The following is a 15,622-nucleotide window of genomic DNA, read 5'->3' as shown; positions in this document are numbered from 1 at the left end:
GATGAGCGAGTCGAACAGCACCGCCACCCGCGTGGCGATCGTCACCGGGGCCGCACGTGGCATCGGTGCGGCCGTCGCCAAGCGGCTGGCGCAGGACGGGTTCGCCGTGGGCGTGCTCGACCTGGACGAGGCCGCGGGCAAGGAGACGGTGGAGGCCATCGAGGCGACCGGTGGTCGTGCGCTGGCGGTCGGCGCGGACGTCAGCGACGCCGAGCAGGTGGAGGCCGCGGTCAGCCGCGTCGCCGCCGAGCTGGGCGCCCCGACGGTGCTGGTCAACAACGCCGGCGTCATCCGCGACAACATGCTGTTCAAAATGACCGAGGCCGACTGGGACACGGTCATGAACGTGCACCTGCGCGGTGCCTTTCTGATGACCCGCGCGGTGCAGAAGCACATGATCGACGCCAAGTGGGGCCGGATCGTCAACCTGTCCAGCACCTCGGCGCTGGGCAACCGCGGCCAGGCCAACTACTCGACCGCCAAGGCCGGTCTGCAGGGCTTCACCAAGACCCTGGCGATCGAGCTCGGCAAGTTCGGCGTCACCGCCAACGCCATCGCCCCCGGCTTCATCCAGACCGAGATGACCAAGGCGACCGCGGACCGGATGGGCGTCGCGTTCGAGGACTTCATCGCCTACGCCGCCAAGGAGATCCCGGTGCAGCGCGTCGGCCAGCCCGAGGACATCGCGCACCTCGCGTCGTTCTTCGTCAGCGAGGGTGCGGGCTTCGTCAACGGCCAGGTCGTCTACGCCGCCGGCGGCCCGAAGGCCTGACAGAGGACCACCCTCCCCCCACGCCTCGCAGGCTCGGCGCGGAGCCCTGGAGGGTGGCCGTTCCAGCACGTCACCAGGCTCAGGGCGGGAACCGGGACGGGGCCGTGGCGGGCCCTGCAGGCGCCAGCGAGGCCCCGGACAGGGCTGTCACGACGGGGCCCGGCCGGACAGTCCGGCCGGGCCCCGTCGCGTTCGCGGGATGGGCATGGCGGTGGGTGCGCCGGTGTTGTACCAACCGTGATGCGCACGTCCCTCCGGCTCGCCCTCCTCGGTGACTCCCTCGCGTACGGCTCCGGCGCCGCCGGCCCCGGTGACGCCCTCGGCCCCCGGTTGGCCGCCGCCCTGACCGATGCCGGCTACGACGTCGACCTGTCCGTGCTCGCCGTCCCCGGGGCGGTGTCGCGGGACCTGGCCGCGCAGGTCCGCCGGGCGGGGGCGCTGGACGTCGACCTCGCCGTGGTGGTCGTCGGCGCCAACGATCTGGCGCGGCTGGTGCCGCCGGCGCAGGCCGCGGCGGCCCTGGCGAGCGCGCTGGCCGGGCTGCGCGCGGCCGGCACCGACGTGATCGTCGTGCCGGCGCCGGACATGTCCACCGTGCCGTGGGTGCCCCCGGCGCTGCGACCGCTGGTGCAGGCGGCCTCGCGGCAGCTGCAGCGCGCGCAGGCCGCTGTAGCCCACGCGAACGGCGCGATGGTCGCCGCCGTCTCCGACGCCGTGTCCGCCGCCTTCGGCACCGACCCGGCGCTGTTCTCCGCCGACCGCTTCCACCCGTCGTCGGCCGGTTACGCGCACATCGCCGAGGCGCTGGTGTCGCACGTCGTCGCCGCCGCCCACGCCCGCCGGGACGGCGCCGCCGCCTGATCCGCGGTGGACCGACCCGCCGGGACGACGCCGCCGCCTGATCCGCGGTGGACCGACCCGCCGGGACGGCGCCGCCGCCTGATCCGCGGTGGACCGACCCGGCCGGGGCTCGCGGCCCCGGCCGGGTCGTGCCGCTCTCCCCACCCACCCCCTGGACGATCACCGGGACTGCCCCGGCGTCGCTCGTGCGTCATCCCGGACGGACGTGGTCCGGACGGGGACGTGTCGCTCGTCGTCGTGCGCGGGCCCGGCGTCGCCGCGGTGCACCCGCGCGTACGCCGCCACGGTCCAACCCTGCGGGGGCGTATCACGAGCGCCCCTCCGGCCTCCTCAGTACCGACGACGACGGCGTCCCCGGGGTGGATGGGTGATCGGCTATGGCGAAGCGGCTCGTGGCGTTCCCGCTGGAGGACGGCGGCACCGTACTGGTGCAGGTCGAGGAGGGGACCGCGGCCGGCGGTCACGGCGGCGGTGAGGTCACCCGGGGGTGGGGGGACCGGGACGAGCGGGTGGTCCTGCAGGCGCAGCAGAGCTTCGAGCAGGCCGTCGGCCGCGTGCAGCCGGCCGTGCAGGCGCTCGTGCGCCGACTGCGATCGGTCGCGGAGAGCCCCGAGGAGATCAAGGTCGACTTCGGCCTCGAGCTCAGCGCCGAGGTGGGGGCCTTCGTGGCCGGTGCCAGCTCCACGGGCAACTTCACGGTGTCGATGACGTGGCGGCCCGGCCCGGCCCCCGATGCGGTGGGGTCCGGCCGTGATGACCCGGTGAACAGGGCACCCGGATGACCGAACGCACCTACCTGGACTTCGACGTGCTGGTCGAGCCCGCGGCGGCGACCGGCTACCGCGCCCGGGTGCTGAACTCCCCGGTGGGGGAGACCCGCCCGGTGCCGGTCACGATCCCCTTCTCCGAGCTCGAGCTGGAGAACTTCCTGCTCCGCATCGGCCGGCCGCGCCGGCACCTGGTCCGCGGCGAGGACGCGCCGGAGGCCATCGCGGTCCGCCAGTTCGGCAGCCGGCTGTTCGACGCCGTCTTCCACGACCAGGTGGGCAACGCCCTGACGGCCAGCCGCGACCGAGCCGAGAGCCAGGACGCCGGGCTGCGCGTGCGGCTGCGGTTGACCGACTCGCCCGAGCTGGCCGACCTGCCGTGGGAGTACCTCTACGACAAGGACGCCCGCCGGTTCCTGGCTTTGTCGGAGTGGACCCCGCTGGTGCGCTACCTCGACCTCCCCGGCCGCGTCCGCCTGCTGGCGGTGCACCCGCCGCTGCGGGTCCTGGTGCTCGTCGCCGGCCCCACCGATTTCCCGCCCCTGGACGTGGACGCCGAGTGGGCCCGGCTGCAGGAGGCCCTCCAGGGCCTGCAGGACGCCGGGCGGGTCCGCCTGGAACGGGCCCCGAACGGGACCATGGCCGAGCTGCAACGTCAGCTCCGGCGGGGCGAGCACCACGTCTTCCACTACATCGGCCACGGGCGCTACGACCCCGAGCTCGGGGACGGGGTGCTGGCCATGGAGGGCCCGACCGGGCGGGCCCAGCCCATCAGCGGTTCGGACCTCGGCGCCCTGCTTCACGACCACCGCACCCTGCGCCTCGCCCTGCTCAACTCCTGCGAGGGGGCTCGCGGCGGCCGCACCGACCCCTACTCGGGGACCGCGCAGAGCCTGGTCTACCAGGGCATCCCGGCCGTGGTCGCCATGCAGTTCGAGATCACCGACCGGGCCGCCATCGTCTTCACCCGGGGCTTCTACGAGGCCGTCGCCGACGGCTATCCGCTCGACGCGGCGATGGCCGAGGCCCGGAAGGCCATCCGGCTCCAGCCCAACCAGGTCGAGTGGGGGACCCCGGTGCTGTACCTGCGGGCTCCCGACGGTCGCATCTTCGACGTCGCCCCTCGGCCGGGGACCAGCGGAGGGGAAGCGGCCGCCCCGACGGTCGACCCCGATCCCGGTGGGGTGGCTCCGGAGGTCGCCACCGGCCCAGGGCGGGACTCCCAGCAGCCGCCCGGCACCGTGCAAGGGGTCGTCGGAGCGCGAGTGCAGCACCAGGGTCCGACGGCGACAGAGGCCCCGGCTCGGGACAGCGGTGCACCCGTCGCCGGCAGGCCGGAGCACGGCCCGGACGACGGTGACGCGACGACGCCTGCACGCACGCCGCAGAAGCGGCGCCGGTCCGGCCACGAGGACGGCACCACATCAGGCGGTCCCCGGCCGCCCACGCCCAGGGAGCCGGGACGCGCACGCGAGGGCGCAGCACCGCGCGCCCGCGCCGAGGCGAGGCCATCCGCTCCGGAGCGTCCGGCTGCCGTCGCACCGGCAGCAGCCCAGACGTCGACACGGGCCCGGCCGGCCCCGGGGACTCCTGCGGCCCCGACCGCCGTTTCTCTGGCCGGGATCCGCATACCCGTCCGGGCAGCCGCGTCCCCTTCGCCCCCACCCCCGTCGACCTCGCCTGCGCCCCCGATGCCGTGGATGGAGGCGGCCGTGCCGGCGACGGCTCCCCAGCCGTCACGGCGGTCCTGGCGGGGAGTCCTCGCCGCTGTGGTCCTGGTCGCCGTGCTGGTCGGTACGGCGGTCCTCCTGGCGATGGACCGGGAGCGGACCGGCGGGCAGGACGATCGGATCGGGCCGACCGCGTCCGACACCGCGCCCCCGGGGCCCGCCGAACGCACCGGCCCCGGTCAGCCGCCCGTGTCCCCGAGCGTGCCCGTCCCCTCCATCGGATCGGTCGTCGCGGCGGGCGACACCCCGGGGTACGTGGTCGCCTCGCCCAGCGGGCGTCAGCTCTACGTCGCCAACTCGGACGCCGGCACGGTCACCGTGGTCGACACCGAGCGCGACCAGGTGACCGAGCAGATCCCCGTGCCGATCGGCTCGCCCCGGTTCCTGGCCTTCTCGCCGAACGGCCGCGCGGTCTACGTCAGCCTGTACGACGAGGACAGCGGTGACGGGGCGGTCGGCGTCCTCGACACGAGGACGCTCACGATGGCCCCGCCCATCCCGATGGACGGCGAGCCGTGGGCGCCGGCGGTGACTCCCGACGGGGCACGGGTCTACGTACCGGACGGCGGCTCCGACACCGTCGCAGTCATCGACACGGCGACGTTCCGGCTGCTGAGCCGGATCCCGGTGCCTCCCGTCCCGCACTCCATCGAGTTCACCCCGGACGGCACCCGGGGCTACATCGCGGACCGCGACTCCGGTGTGGTCGCGGTCATCGACCCCACGACGGACACGGTCCTCCGCGAGGTGCCGGTGGCGGCAGGTCCGCACAGCGTGGCGGTGAACCCGGACCGACCGCTGGTCGCCAGCGCCGACTTCGACGCCGATGTCGTCACGATGATCGACACGACCACCGATGCGGTCGTGGCCACGGTCCCGGTCGGGGACGGTCCGCAGGACGTCACCTGGGCGGCAGACGGCCGCTTCGCCTACGTCGCCAACGTGCGCAGTGGCACCGTCACGGTCATCAGCGCCGACAGCTCCCGGGTCACGGCGACGCTCCCGACCGGTGTCCAGCCGACCTCGGTCGCCGTGCTGCCCGACGGGTCCCGCGGCTACGTCACCCACGTGGGGGACGACAGCCTCAGGGTGCTCTACCTCGACGGGTGAGCCGACCGGCCGGTTGCAGCGGTCCCCGAGCTCACGGCCGCGGCACCGCAGCGCAGGCGCCCGGTGACCGTGATCGCCGAGCCCCTCGCCGGCGGGACGGCGCCGCCGCCTGAGCACGCGGCCGATCCGGAGACGATCACGGGGTTGTCGCCCGGCGACACGCTGACCGGGCGCGCGTCGGGGAGCGACAACCCCATGATCAACTCGGGGAGAGGGGTGCTCAGGAGGTGTGGTGCACCTCCTGCAGGCGGTAGACCGGGGTGGGGATCCCCTCGCTACGGGCCTTGAGCTGCAGCGCCAGGTACAGCGAGTAGTGCCGGGACTGGTGCAGGTTGCCGCCGTGGAACCACAGCGCCTCCTGCTGGGTGGGCTTCCACATGTTGCGCTGCTCGCCCTCCCACGGCCCCGGGTCCTTGGTGGTGTCCGAGCCCAGGCCCCACACCTTGCCCACCTTGTCGGCGACCTCCTGGGAGATGAGGTCGGCCGCCCAGCCGTTCATCGACCCGTAGCCGGTGGCGTAGACGACGAGGTCGGCGGGCAGCTCGGTGCCGTCCTCGAGGACGACGGCGTCCTCGGTGAGGTGGTCGACCTGGCCGTGCGCCAGCTTCACCTCACCGTCGGCCACGAGGTCGGCCGCGCCCACGTCGATGTAGTAGCCCGAGCCGCGGCGCAGGTACTTCATGAACAGGCCGGAGCCGTCGTCGCCCCAGTCCAGCCAGAAGCCCGCGTCCTGCATCCGCCGGTAGAAGTCGGCGTCGCGCTCCCTCATCTGCTCGTACAGCGGGATCTGGAACTCGTGCATGATCCGGTAGGGGATCGAGGCGAAGGTCAGGTCCGCCTTCTCGGTGGTCACGCCCGCCGCCAGCGCCCGCTCGGAGTAGAGGTCGCCGAGGCCGATCTCCATGAGGCTGTCGCTCTTCACGATGTGCGTCGAGGTGCGCTGCACCATCGTCACGTCGGCGCCGATCTCCCACAGCGCGCCGCAGATGTCGAACGCTGAGTTGTTGCTGCCGACGACGACGACCTTCTTGCCCTTGTACTCGTCCGGCCCGGGGTGGGCCGAGGAGTGGTGCTGCTCGCCGCGGAAGACGTCCTGCCCGCGCAGCCGGGGGACGTTCGGCTTGCCGGACATGCCGGTGGCCAGCACCAGTTGCTTCGGGCGCAGGGTGAGCGGCTGACCGTCGCGCTCGACCTCCACGGTCCACTCGCCGGTCGACTCGTCGAAGCTCGCCGAGCGCGCCACGGTGCTGCCCCAGTAGGGCACCTCCATGACCGTGACGTAGGACTCGAGCCAGTCGCCGATCTTGTCCTTGGGCGCGAACACCGGCCAGTTGTCCGGGAACTTCAGGTAGGGCAGGTGGTCGTACCAGACCGGGTCGTGCAGACACAGCGACTTGTAGCGGCTGCGCCACTGGTCGCCGGGGCGCGCGTGCTTGTCGATCACCAGGGCCGGGACACCGAGCTGCCGCAGGCGGGCGCCCAGGGCGATGCCGCCCTGCCCGCCCCCGACGACCAGCACGTGGGGCTGGGTGGTGTACCCGAGTTCGGCCTCCTCCTGCTCCCGGCGCTCCAGCCAGGTGGTGCGCTCCCGGTTCGCGCCGTGCTCGGCGCCCATCGGCCGGCGCCGGCCGAGCGGCTCCTCGTGCCCCTTGAGCTCGTACAGCGTGGTCAGCAGCGTGAACGCCTTGGCGCCCTCCTCCTGCAGCCGCAGCAGCCCGCGCCCCCGGCCGACCGCGGTCTCGAACTCGATCCACGCCGTGATGGTCCCGTCGGCCTCGGTCGGCTCCTCGGTGGTCCGGAAGCCGCTCGGGTCGGTGCCGTCGAGGGTGGCGGTGAGCAGGTCGCGGACGCCCTCGGGCCCCTCGACCGTGGTGATGTTCCAGGTGAAGGCGATGAGGTCGCGCCAGAAGCTCGTCGCGGCGAAGAGGTCGGCCGCGCGGTCGACGTCCTGGGCGGTCAGCGCGTCCTCGAACGCGGCCAGCCAGGTGTCGGTGCGCTCGGCGGGGGTGCCGGTGCCGCTCGGTCGTTCCACTGTCTGGGTCACGGGGTGCGCCTCCTGCGTCGTCGCGGGCGGGGTCGCCGCCCAGCAGACCCGCCCGGGCACACGGAGGGGAGGCGTTGCAGGGAGTTGCACGGCATATGGTCGTGCGGCAGGTCACAGTCGAGGAGCTGCCCATGACCGTCGTCCAGAGCGCCCTCCCGCCGGGAGCCGACCCGCGCGTGCACACCCGGCTGCTCGCGCGCGTGCGTGCCGCGGCCCTGGCCGGGGGTACCCCGCCCGCCGCGCCCCGCCCGGTGATCGGCGCGTCGTGGCGCCGGCTGCGCGGCAGCGGGCTGGACCCCTCCCGCACACCGGACGTCGTCCCACTGGACGGCGCCGAGCTGGAGCGCCGCCGCGCCGAGAGCGGCCTGGCGCCGCTGCTGCCGCTGCTGCGCGAGCGCCTGCTCCCGGTGGCCCGCGACGCCGGGCAGGTGCTGGTCGTCGTGGACGCCGGGTGCCGGGTGCTGTGGCGAGAGGGTGGCGCCGGGGTGCGCCGGCGGGCCGACCGGCTGGGCTTCGTCGAGGGATCCTGCTGGGACGAGGACGTCGTCGGCACCAACGCCATCGGCACCAGCGTGGTGGTCCGTGCCCCGCTGCAGGTGCACGCCGCCGAGCACTACGCCGAGGGCCACCAGCCCTGGACCTGCGCCGCCGCCCCGCTGCGCGACCCGGTCACCGGCCGGGTGCTCGGGGTGGTCGACCTCTCCGGCCCCGCCTCGACGGTGCACCCGAGCACGATCGCCCTGGTGGACGCCGTCGCCGCGCTGGCCGGCCAGGAGCTCCGGCAGGCCCACTCCCGGCACGTCGAGCGGCTGCGGACGCTGGCCGCGCCGATCCTCGCCCGCCTGACCGGCCCGGCGCTGGTGGTGGGCGTCGACGGCTGCACCGCTGCCGCGACCGGTCTGGCCGCGCCCGACCGGGTGGCGCTGCCCGAGGAGGTGCACGCCGGCCCGGTGTGGGTGCCGGCGCTGGGCCGGTGCACCGTCGAGCCGCTGCCCGGCGGCTGGCTGCTGCGCCCGTCCGGCCCGGGGGACGACGACCGGCCCGCCGGGCTGGTGCTCGACCTCGCCGGCCCCCGCCCGCAGGTGCAGGTGACCGGGGCGAGCGGCAGCTGGACGGCCGGGCTGAGCCTGCGGCACGCCGAGATCCTGCTCGCCCTCACCCGGCACCCGGCGGGCCGCTCGGCCGCCGCGCTCGCTGCGGACCTCTTCGGCGACCCGACCCGGACGGTCACCGTGCGCGCCGAGGTCTCCCGGCTGCGCCGCACGCTGGGCTCGGTGTTGCTGACCCAGCCCTACCGGGTCGACGAGGACGTCGCCGTGGAGGTCCGGCTGCCCACGCCGGCCGCCCGGCTGCTCCCGGCGTCCACCGCGCCGCTGGTGGAGCGGCTGCGGCGCGGCTGACGGTCAGCAGGCCGGACGGGGGTGGGGGTGCCGGCGCACCCCCACCCGGCTGCTCACTCGGTCGGCGGCTCGTCCTGGCCGGACTCCTCGGCCGCGTCGGCCTCCTCCTTGGTCCGGTGCACCGCGCCGTCGGCGTGCTCCGGCGGGCCGTACACGGTGTAGAGGACCAGCGGGTTCGGCCCGGTGTTGACGAAGTTGTGCTTCGTGCCGGCGGGGACGACGACGAGGTCGCCCTGCGCCACCTGCTTCTTGTTGCCCGAGATGCGTGCCTCGCCGGTGCCGCTGACGAAGGTGAGGATCTGGTCGATGTCCTCGTGCACCTCCTCGCCGATCTCACCGCCCGGCGGGATGGTCATGATGACCAGCTGGGTGTTCTTGCCGGTCCACAGCACGCGGCGGAAGTCGTCGTACTTCTCCGCCTCGGTCGCGATGGTGTAGTGGATGACGGACGCCATCGAGGGGCTCCTCTCCTCGGTCGGGCACGGGTCGGTGCGGCCGCGGCCCGGTCGGGCCCGGCGGACGACGTCCCTCCTGCCCCCGGTCCGCGCCGGTCATTCCTGAAGGACCCCGTCCTCCTCACCGCTCGCAGGCTCGCGGCGAGCCTCTGGACGGGGCCTGCCGGGACGGGGTCCTCTCTCAGGTCCGGCGTTCGAGCAGGCCGACCAGGACGGCCGCGGCCACGTCGGCGTCCTCGGTGAGCCGGGCGGCCTGGCCGCGCTCGACGCGGGCCAGCATGAGTTCGTGGATGCCGCCGACCGCGGCGAGCACCAGCTCCGGTCCGACCGGGCGGACCTCGTCGGGGAAGCGGGCGACCAGGTCGTCGGCGGTCTCGCACAGCAGGGTCACGTAGCGGTCGAGGACGTCGCGGCGCAGCGCCAGCCCGCTGCGGCCGGCGGCCTGCACCTCCACCAGCACCGCCCAGGCCACCTCCGGGCCGGAGGCGAGGGCGGAGAGCAGCGTCGAGACCGTGGCGTGCAGCCGGTCGCGCCACGGCAGCCCCGCCGCGGCGACCTCCCGCTGGCTGCGGCGCAGCTCGTCGAGGACCTCGTCCGTGGCCCGGGAGACCAGCTCGAGGAGGCAGTCCTCCTTGTCCCGGAAGTGGGCGTAGAGGACGGTCTTCGACACCCGGGCCACCCGGGCGATGTCGGCGACGGTCGTGGCGCGGTAGCCCTTCTCGGCCATGCAGGTGGCCAGGGCACCGAGGATCCGGCCTCGGCGCTGGGCGTCGTCCACGGTGGGGTCGCCGCCGAGCTCGACGAGACCCACCACGCGCGGGACTGTATCGGCCCGGGCCGGTGCCGGACCCGCGCCGACGCCACGCGGCGGGCGGGCGGCGTGTCCGCACCGGGCACACCGACACGGTGACAGACCTCACCGGCGGATCGGGAAGAGACGGCGGCGCTCGCAGCGTCGTCCCTGGGGTGACCACCGCGACCACCTCCCGACCGACGGCCCGTGCCTACGCGATGTGGCTGATCGCGCTGGCCGCGTACACCGTCGCGGTCTTCCACCGGGCCTCCCTCGGTGTGGCCGGGGTGGAGGCCCAGGAGCGCTTCTCCGCCGGCGCCTCGGCCATCTCGCTGTTCCTCGTGCTGCAGCTGGTCGTCTACGCCGCGATGCAGGTCCCGGTGGGGGTGGCGCTGGACCGCTTCGGCTCGCGCCGGCTGATCCTGGCCGGCGCGCTGACCATGGCCGCCGGTCAGGCGACCCTGGCGGTGGCCGGCGACGTGCCGACGGCGATCGCGGCGCGGGTGCTCGTCGGCGCCGGTGACGCCATGACCTTCGTCAGCGTGCTGCGGGTGGTCGGGCTCTGGTTCCCCGGCCGGACCATCCCGCTGATCACCCAGCTCACCGGCATCCTCGGCCAGTTCGGGCAGATCGTCGCGGCCTACCCGCTGGTCGCGCTGCTGCACTCGACGTCCTGGGAGAGCACCTTCCTCGGCGCGGCAGCGGTGAGCGTGCTCGTCGCCGTCCTCGTGGTCGTGGCGCTGCGCGACGCTCCGCCCGGCACCGCCCTGGCCGCTCCCGCCGGGCTCGCGGAGGTGCGGCGCAGCCTGGCGCTGACCTGGCGGGAGCCGGGGACCCGCATCGGCCTCTACACCCACCTGGTCACCCAGTTCTCCGGCACCGTCTTCGCGCTCCTGTGGGGCTACCCGTTCCTGGTGCTCGGCGAGGGCCTGAGCCCCGGGACCGCCGCCGGGCTGCTCACCCTGCTCGTGGTCGTGGGCATCATCGTCGGCCCGCTGTTCGGCCGGCTGTGCGGCCGCTGGCCGCTGCGCCGCTCCTCGCTGGTGTTCGGCATCCTGGCCGCGACCGCCGCGATGTGGACCGTCGTGCTGTTGTGGCCCGGTCGCGCGCCGCTCCCGCTCCTGGTGCTGCTGGTGGTCGTCCTCGGGACCAACGGCCCCGGCTCGATGATCGGCTTCGACTTCGCCCGCACCTGGAACCCCGCCGAGCGGCAGGGCAGCGCCAGCGGCGTGGTCAACGTCGGCGGGTTCGTCGCCTCGCTGCTCACCGTCCTGGCCGTGGGCGCGGTGCTCGACCTGCTCACCCCGGGCGGCTCGACCGACTACTCGCTCGACGCCTTCCGTGCCGCGTTCGCCGTCCAGTACGTGTTCTGGGCCATCGGCCTCGTCGGCGTGGTCCGGCACCGGCGGCAGCTGCGCGCGCGGCTGGCCCGCGACGGCGTCGTCCTGGCGCCGCTGGTCGTCGCCGTCGGCGCCCGGCTGCGGGGGCGCTCGGCCTACCGCTGAGAGAGACCCCGGCCCCGTGCAGGGTCCTGCCACGGTGGGCCGAGGGAGCCCTCTCTCACGCGCCGTGGCGGACCCGGCACGCAGGCGGCGGACACCACCGGCGCGCCCCGCCACGCCGGGCGCGCCGTCGACACCCGGTCCCCGCGTTCTGGCACGGTCCGGCCCTCGGCAGGATCGGGGACGCAGGGAGGCGCGGTGTTCCGACGCAACGAGGTCCTGGTCTCCCGGTCCGGTGCGCTGCCGTCTCCCAGGCCCGGTCCCGGACCCACGGAGGAGCTCGACGCCCTGGTCGAGCCACGGCCGGTGTTCCGCGCCGCCCTGCGCGGCTACGACCGGCTGCAGGTCGACACCTACGTCGCCTGGGCGGGGACCGAGCTGCTTGCCGTGCGGCGGGCCAACGACGACCTGCTGACGCGCTACGGCGCCTGCTCGGCGGAGCTGGAGATCTCCCGCCGGCTGCTGGCCTGCTCCCCGGCCGGCCGGGAGCAGGTGCGGACCTCCGAGCGGGTCGGGGAGATCCTGCGGTTGGCCGCGGACGAGGCCGCCCGGCTGACCGAGGCCGGCGCGGTGGACGCCGACCGGATACGCGCGGTGGCGCGGGCCGAGGCCGACGCGCTGCTGCGGCGGGCCCGCGAGGTCAGGGACGACGCCGTGGCCGACTGCGAGCGCATGCGGGCCGAGGCCGAGGACGCCCGGGCGGCGGCGGAGGAGCAGCTGGCGAGGGCGCACGCCGAGGTCCGCCGGCTGACCGCACGGCTCGACGCGGTGCTGCAGGCCCTGGTCGGGGAGGAGCGACCCGACCGCGCGCCGCTGGCCGGGTGAGCCGCTAGCGTCGGGCCCGGCCGCAGGACCCCACCGGGAGGTGCGCGTGGACGTCGTCGTCGGGCTCGACTCGGGGACGACGGCGACGAAGGCGGTGACCGCCGGTGTCGACGCCCGCGTCCGCGACCTGGCGAGCGTCGGCTACCCGTTGCTGGTGCCGGGCCCCGGTCGCGCCGAGCTGCACTCCGGCCGGCTGACGCAGGCCGCGATCGAGGCGCTCACGGCCATCGCCGGGCGCGCCCGGCAGCGCGGCGACCGGGTCGTCGGGATCACGCTGTCGGCCGCCATGCACGGACTGGTGCCGATGGACGACGACGGCGCGCCGCTGGGGCCGGTGGTCACCTGGGCCGACGCCCGGGCCGCCGGGTGGGCGCGGGCGTTGCACGCCGACGGGCGCGCGCCCGCGCTGCACGCCCGGACGGGCACGCCGGTGCACGCGATGTCGCCGCTGGTGAAGCTGTCGTGGGAGCGGGCGCAGGACGGCGGCCGGGTGGGCGCGACACCACGCTGGGGCGGGGTCAAGGAGCTCGTCGTCGCGGCGCTGTGCGGCGGCCCGCAGGTGGTCGACCGCTCGTGCGCCTCGACGACCGGGATGTACGACATCCGCGCCGGCCGATGGGACGACGAGGCCCTGGACATCGCCGGCGTGCGGGTCGACCAGCTCGGCGAGGTGCTGCCCACGACCGCCGTGCTGCCGGCCCTGCGCGCCGACGTGGCCGCCGCGACCGGCCTGCCGGCGGACACCCCGGTCGTCGTGGGGGCCTCGGACGGGGTGCTGGCCAACCTCGGCGTCGGCGCGGTGCGCCCCGAGGTCGCCGCGGTCTCGTTGGGCACCAGCGGCGCGATGCGGGTCGTCGTCCCCACGCCTCGGGTGGACCCCGGCCGCCGGTTGTTCTGCTACGCGCTCACCGACGAGCACTGGGTGGTCGGGGGAGCGGTGAACAACGGCGGGTCGGTGGTGCGCTGGGCCTCCCTCGCGCTGGCCGTCGAGCCGGGTGAGCCCGAGCCGCAGGGTGAGGCCGCCGACGAGCTCGACGCCCGGCTGCTCGAGGAGGCCGCGTCGGTGCCGCCGGGCAGCGCCGGGCTGCTGTGCCTGCCCTACCTGCTCGGGGAGCGGGCCCCGTGGTGGCGCTCGGGCCTGCGGGGGGCCTACCTCGGGCTGCGCCGGGAGCACCGCCGGCCGCACCTGGTCCGGGCCGCGGTGGAGGGGGTGTGCCAGCAGCTCGCGCTGGTGCGCGACGCCTTCTCCGCGACCGACGTCCCGGTGCGGGAGGTGCGCGCCACCGGGGGTGCGGTGGCCTCGTCGCTGTGGGTGCGCACGCTCGCCGCCGCCCTCGACCTGCCGGTGCGGGTGGCCGACTCGCCGGAGGGCACCGGCCTGGGCGCCTGCCTGCTCGGGCTGCACGCGCTCGGCGCGCTGCCCGACCTCGACGCCGCGACCGCGCTGGTGACCGTGCACGACCCGGTCGAGCCGGACCCGGCCGAGGTCACCGTCTACCGCGAGCTGCGGCCGCTGGTGGAGCGCTCCACCGACGCGCTCACCGACGTCCTCACCGCGCTGGACGACACCCCGCCGGGCCCCGGCTGACCCGCCGCCCGTCCACGAGGAGGGAGCCTCCTGGTGGACCGGGCGCGGTCTCCGCGGTCCTCTCCCCCTGCCCCGCAACACCCCGGCGCAGCGCCGGGGGAACCGGGCGGGATGGTCGTCGCCGACGCCCGCGGCGGCGGACCCACCGTGACCGGACCGGGGGTGGCATCGTGGCGGGATGGGTCGCACTCTCCGCCTCGCCGGTGCCGGACTGTCCGCCCTGGCCGCTGTCGCCGCCCGCGACCTGCTGCAGCGCGAGCACACGCTGCTGCGCAACTTCCCGGTGATCGGTCACGCGCGCTACCTGCTGGAGTCGATCGGCCCGGAACTGCGCCAGTACCTCGTGGCCGGCAACAACGAGGAGCGCCCCTTCACGCGCGACCAGCGGCGCTGGGTCTACGCATCGGCGAAGCGGGACAACAACTACTTCGGCTTCGGCACCGACAACGACCTGGAGTTCACCGCCGGCTACCCGGTCATCAACCACCGCACGTTCGGCCGGGCCGTGCCGCCCACCTCCGTCCACACGGGCCACGACGTGACGCTGCCCAGCGCCAAGGTGCTCGGCGGTCCGCGCGGCCGGGCGCGGGCGTTCCGGCCGGCCTCGGTCGTCAACGTCTCGGCGATGAGCTTCGGATCCCTGTCCGGCGCCGCGATCGAGGCACTCAACCGCGGGGCGGCGCTGGCCGGCTGCCTGCAGAACACCGGCGAGGGCGGCCTCTCGGTGCATCACCGGCACGGTGGTGAGCTGGTCTTCCAGATCGGCACGGCCTACTTCGGCTGCCGGGACGAGCAGGGCCGTTTCGACCTGCAGCGGCTCAAGGACCTCGTCGCCTCCGCGCCGGTGCGGGCGCTGGAGGTCAAGCTCAGCCAGGGCGCCAAACCCAGCCTGGGCGGCGTCCTCCCCGGCGCCAAGGTGTCGGCCGAGATCGCGGCGGCACGCGGCGTACCGGAGGGCGTGGACTGCATCAGCCCGTCCCGGCACGCGGAGTTCTCGGACACCGACAGCATGCTCGACTGGGTGGAGCTGCTCGCCGCCGAGACCGGGCTCCCCGTCGGCATCAAGTCCGCCGTCGGCGACATGGCCTTCTGGCACGAGCTCACCGACCTGATGGCGACCACCGGCCGCGGCGTGGACTTCGTGACGGTGGACGGCGGCGAGGGCGGCACCGGCGCGGCGCCGCTGATCTTCACCGACTCGGTGTCCCTGCCGTTCCAGCTCGGCTTCGCGCGGGTCCACTCGGTCTTCGCCCGCGCGGGGCTGCACGAGCAGGTGACCTTCGTCGGCGCGGGCAAGCTCGGCCTGCCCGACAACGCGATCGTGGCGTTCGCGCTCGGCTGCGACATGGTCAACGTCGGCCGTGAGGCGATGCTCGCGATCGGCTGCATCCAGGCGCAGAAGTGCCACACCGACACCTGTCCGACCGGTGTCGCGACGCAGAACCCCTGGCTGGCGCACGGCCTGGACCCGCGGCTGAAGTCGGTCCGGGCGGCCAACTACATCGGGACGCTGCGCCGCGACCTGCTCAAGGTCGCCGAGGCCTGCGGCGTCGAGCACCCCGGGCTCATCGACGCCTCGTCCGTCGAGGTGCTCACCGGTCGCACGGCGTCCACGCCGCTGGGGGAGGTCTACGGCTACGAGCCCGGGTGGGGACTGCCCTCGGCCGCCGACCGCGCCGAGATCGCCCGGATCATGACGGCCGAGGCCCCGCAGGGCGGGTCGGCCGTCCCCTCGGAGGACGCCGTCCGCTGAGCGGGAGCCGGGCCGGGGCCCC

Annotated in this window: 12 protein-coding genes; 9 read left to right on the top strand and 3 right to left on the bottom strand. The window is 75.1% G+C overall.

All coding sequences use genetic code 11. The features are described from left to right. Position 1 precedes the first annotated feature (1 nt). The 4 genes from fabG to ACU610_RS10295 all read left to right on the top strand — a co-directional run bounded on the left by fabG (position 2) and on the right by ACU610_RS10295 (position 5,240). Positions 2-772, top strand: coding sequence for a 3-oxoacyl-ACP reductase FabG (fabG, locus tag ACU610_RS10310; protein ID WP_446767615.1), 771 nt, complete (start codon positions 2-4; stop codon positions 770-772). A 240-nt stretch (positions 773-1,012) separates the two neighbouring features. Then, positions 1,013-1,633, top strand: a complete 621-nt coding sequence (locus tag ACU610_RS10305; RefSeq protein ID WP_446767614.1) for a GDSL-type esterase/lipase family protein — start codon at positions 1,013-1,015, stop codon at positions 1,631-1,633. 377 nt (positions 1,634-2,010) lie between these two features. Further along, positions 2,011-2,415, top strand: coding sequence for a CU044_2847 family protein (locus ACU610_RS10300; RefSeq protein ID WP_446767613.1), 405 nt, complete (start codon positions 2,011-2,013; stop codon positions 2,413-2,415). Beyond that, positions 2,412-5,240 carry a CHAT domain-containing protein gene (locus ACU610_RS10295; RefSeq protein ID WP_446767612.1) on the top strand — a complete coding sequence of 943 codons (2,829 nt, stop codon included), beginning with the start codon at positions 2,412-2,414 and terminating at the stop codon, positions 5,238-5,240. Before ACU610_RS10300 ends, ACU610_RS10295 begins: the two co-directional genes overlap by 4 nt. Before the next feature lie 220 nt (positions 5,241-5,460). On the opposite strand, the gene ACU610_RS10290 is transcribed toward ACU610_RS10295, so the two are convergent. Beyond that, positions 5,461-7,284 carry a flavin-containing monooxygenase gene (locus ACU610_RS10290; RefSeq protein ID WP_446767611.1) on the bottom strand — a complete coding sequence of 608 codons (1,824 nt, stop codon included), beginning with the start codon at positions 7,282-7,284 and terminating at the stop codon, positions 5,461-5,463. Between the two features lie 131 nt (positions 7,285-7,415). Between ACU610_RS10290 and ACU610_RS10285 the strand changes: the two genes are divergently transcribed. Further along, positions 7,416-8,684 carry a GAF domain-containing protein gene (locus ACU610_RS10285; protein ID WP_446767610.1) on the top strand — a complete coding sequence of 423 codons (1,269 nt, stop codon included), beginning with the start codon at positions 7,416-7,418 and terminating at the stop codon, positions 8,682-8,684. Positions 8,685-8,737: 53 nt separating this feature from the next. Here the strand turns inward: ACU610_RS10285 and ACU610_RS10280 are convergent, their stop codons facing one another. Both ACU610_RS10280 and ACU610_RS10275 read right to left on the bottom strand, forming a co-directional pair. Beyond that, the gene (locus ACU610_RS10280) at positions 8,738-9,139 is read right to left on the bottom strand and encodes a cupin domain-containing protein (protein ID WP_446767609.1); all 402 of its coding nucleotides are present in this window, start codon (positions 9,137-9,139) and stop codon (positions 8,738-8,740) included. A 181-nt stretch (positions 9,140-9,320) separates the two neighbouring features. After that, positions 9,321-9,953: a TetR/AcrR family transcriptional regulator gene (locus tag ACU610_RS10275; RefSeq protein ID WP_446767608.1), complete on the bottom strand. Its 633-nt coding sequence runs from the start codon at positions 9,951-9,953 to the stop codon at positions 9,321-9,323. Between the two features lie 152 nt (positions 9,954-10,105). Here ACU610_RS10275 and ACU610_RS10270 point away from each other — a divergent pair, with 152 nt between their 5' ends. The 4 genes from ACU610_RS10270 (at position 10,106) to ACU610_RS10255 (ending at position 15,600) form a co-directional block, all read left to right on the top strand. Continuing rightward, positions 10,106-11,437, top strand: coding sequence for an MFS transporter (locus tag ACU610_RS10270; RefSeq protein ID WP_446767607.1), 1,332 nt, complete (start codon positions 10,106-10,108; stop codon positions 11,435-11,437). Between the two features lie 195 nt (positions 11,438-11,632). Then, on the top strand, positions 11,633-12,259 hold the full coding sequence (locus tag ACU610_RS10265) for a DivIVA domain-containing protein (protein ID WP_446767606.1): 627 nt from the start codon (positions 11,633-11,635) through the stop codon (positions 12,257-12,259). A 46-nt stretch (positions 12,260-12,305) separates the two neighbouring features. After that, the gene (locus ACU610_RS10260; protein WP_446767605.1) at positions 12,306-13,847 is read left to right on the top strand and encodes a gluconokinase; all 1,542 of its coding nucleotides are present in this window, start codon (positions 12,306-12,308) and stop codon (positions 13,845-13,847) included. A 178-nt stretch (positions 13,848-14,025) separates the two neighbouring features. Further along, on the top strand, positions 14,026-15,600 hold the full coding sequence (locus ACU610_RS10255; protein ID WP_446767604.1) for an FMN-binding glutamate synthase family protein: 1,575 nt from the start codon (positions 14,026-14,028) through the stop codon (positions 15,598-15,600). Positions 15,601-15,622: the final 22 nt, after the last annotated feature.

The organism is Geodermatophilus sp. URMC 61, from assembly GCF_052931555.1.
Note: the sequence above shows the minus strand (reverse complement) of the source record. Positions and strands in the feature narration are given on the sequence as shown.

Coding starts and splice junctions, on each gene's coding strand:
- fabG (WP_446767615.1), top strand. CDS start 2: ATGAGCGAGTCGAACAGCACCGCCACCCGCGTGGCGATCGTCACCGGG.
- ACU610_RS10305 (WP_446767614.1), top strand. CDS start 1,013: ATGCGCACGTCCCTCCGGCTCGCCCTCCTCGGTGACTCCCTCGCGTAC.
- ACU610_RS10300 (WP_446767613.1), top strand. CDS start 2,011: ATGGCGAAGCGGCTCGTGGCGTTCCCGCTGGAGGACGGCGGCACCGTA.
- ACU610_RS10295 (WP_446767612.1), top strand. CDS start 2,412: ATGACCGAACGCACCTACCTGGACTTCGACGTGCTGGTCGAGCCCGCG.
- ACU610_RS10285 (WP_446767610.1), top strand. CDS start 7,416: ATGACCGTCGTCCAGAGCGCCCTCCCGCCGGGAGCCGACCCGCGCGTG.
- ACU610_RS10280 (WP_446767609.1), bottom strand. CDS start 9,139: ATGGCGTCCGTCATCCACTACACCATCGCGACCGAGGCGGAGAAGTAC.
- ACU610_RS10255 (WP_446767604.1), top strand. CDS start 14,026: ATGGGTCGCACTCTCCGCCTCGCCGGTGCCGGACTGTCCGCCCTGGCC.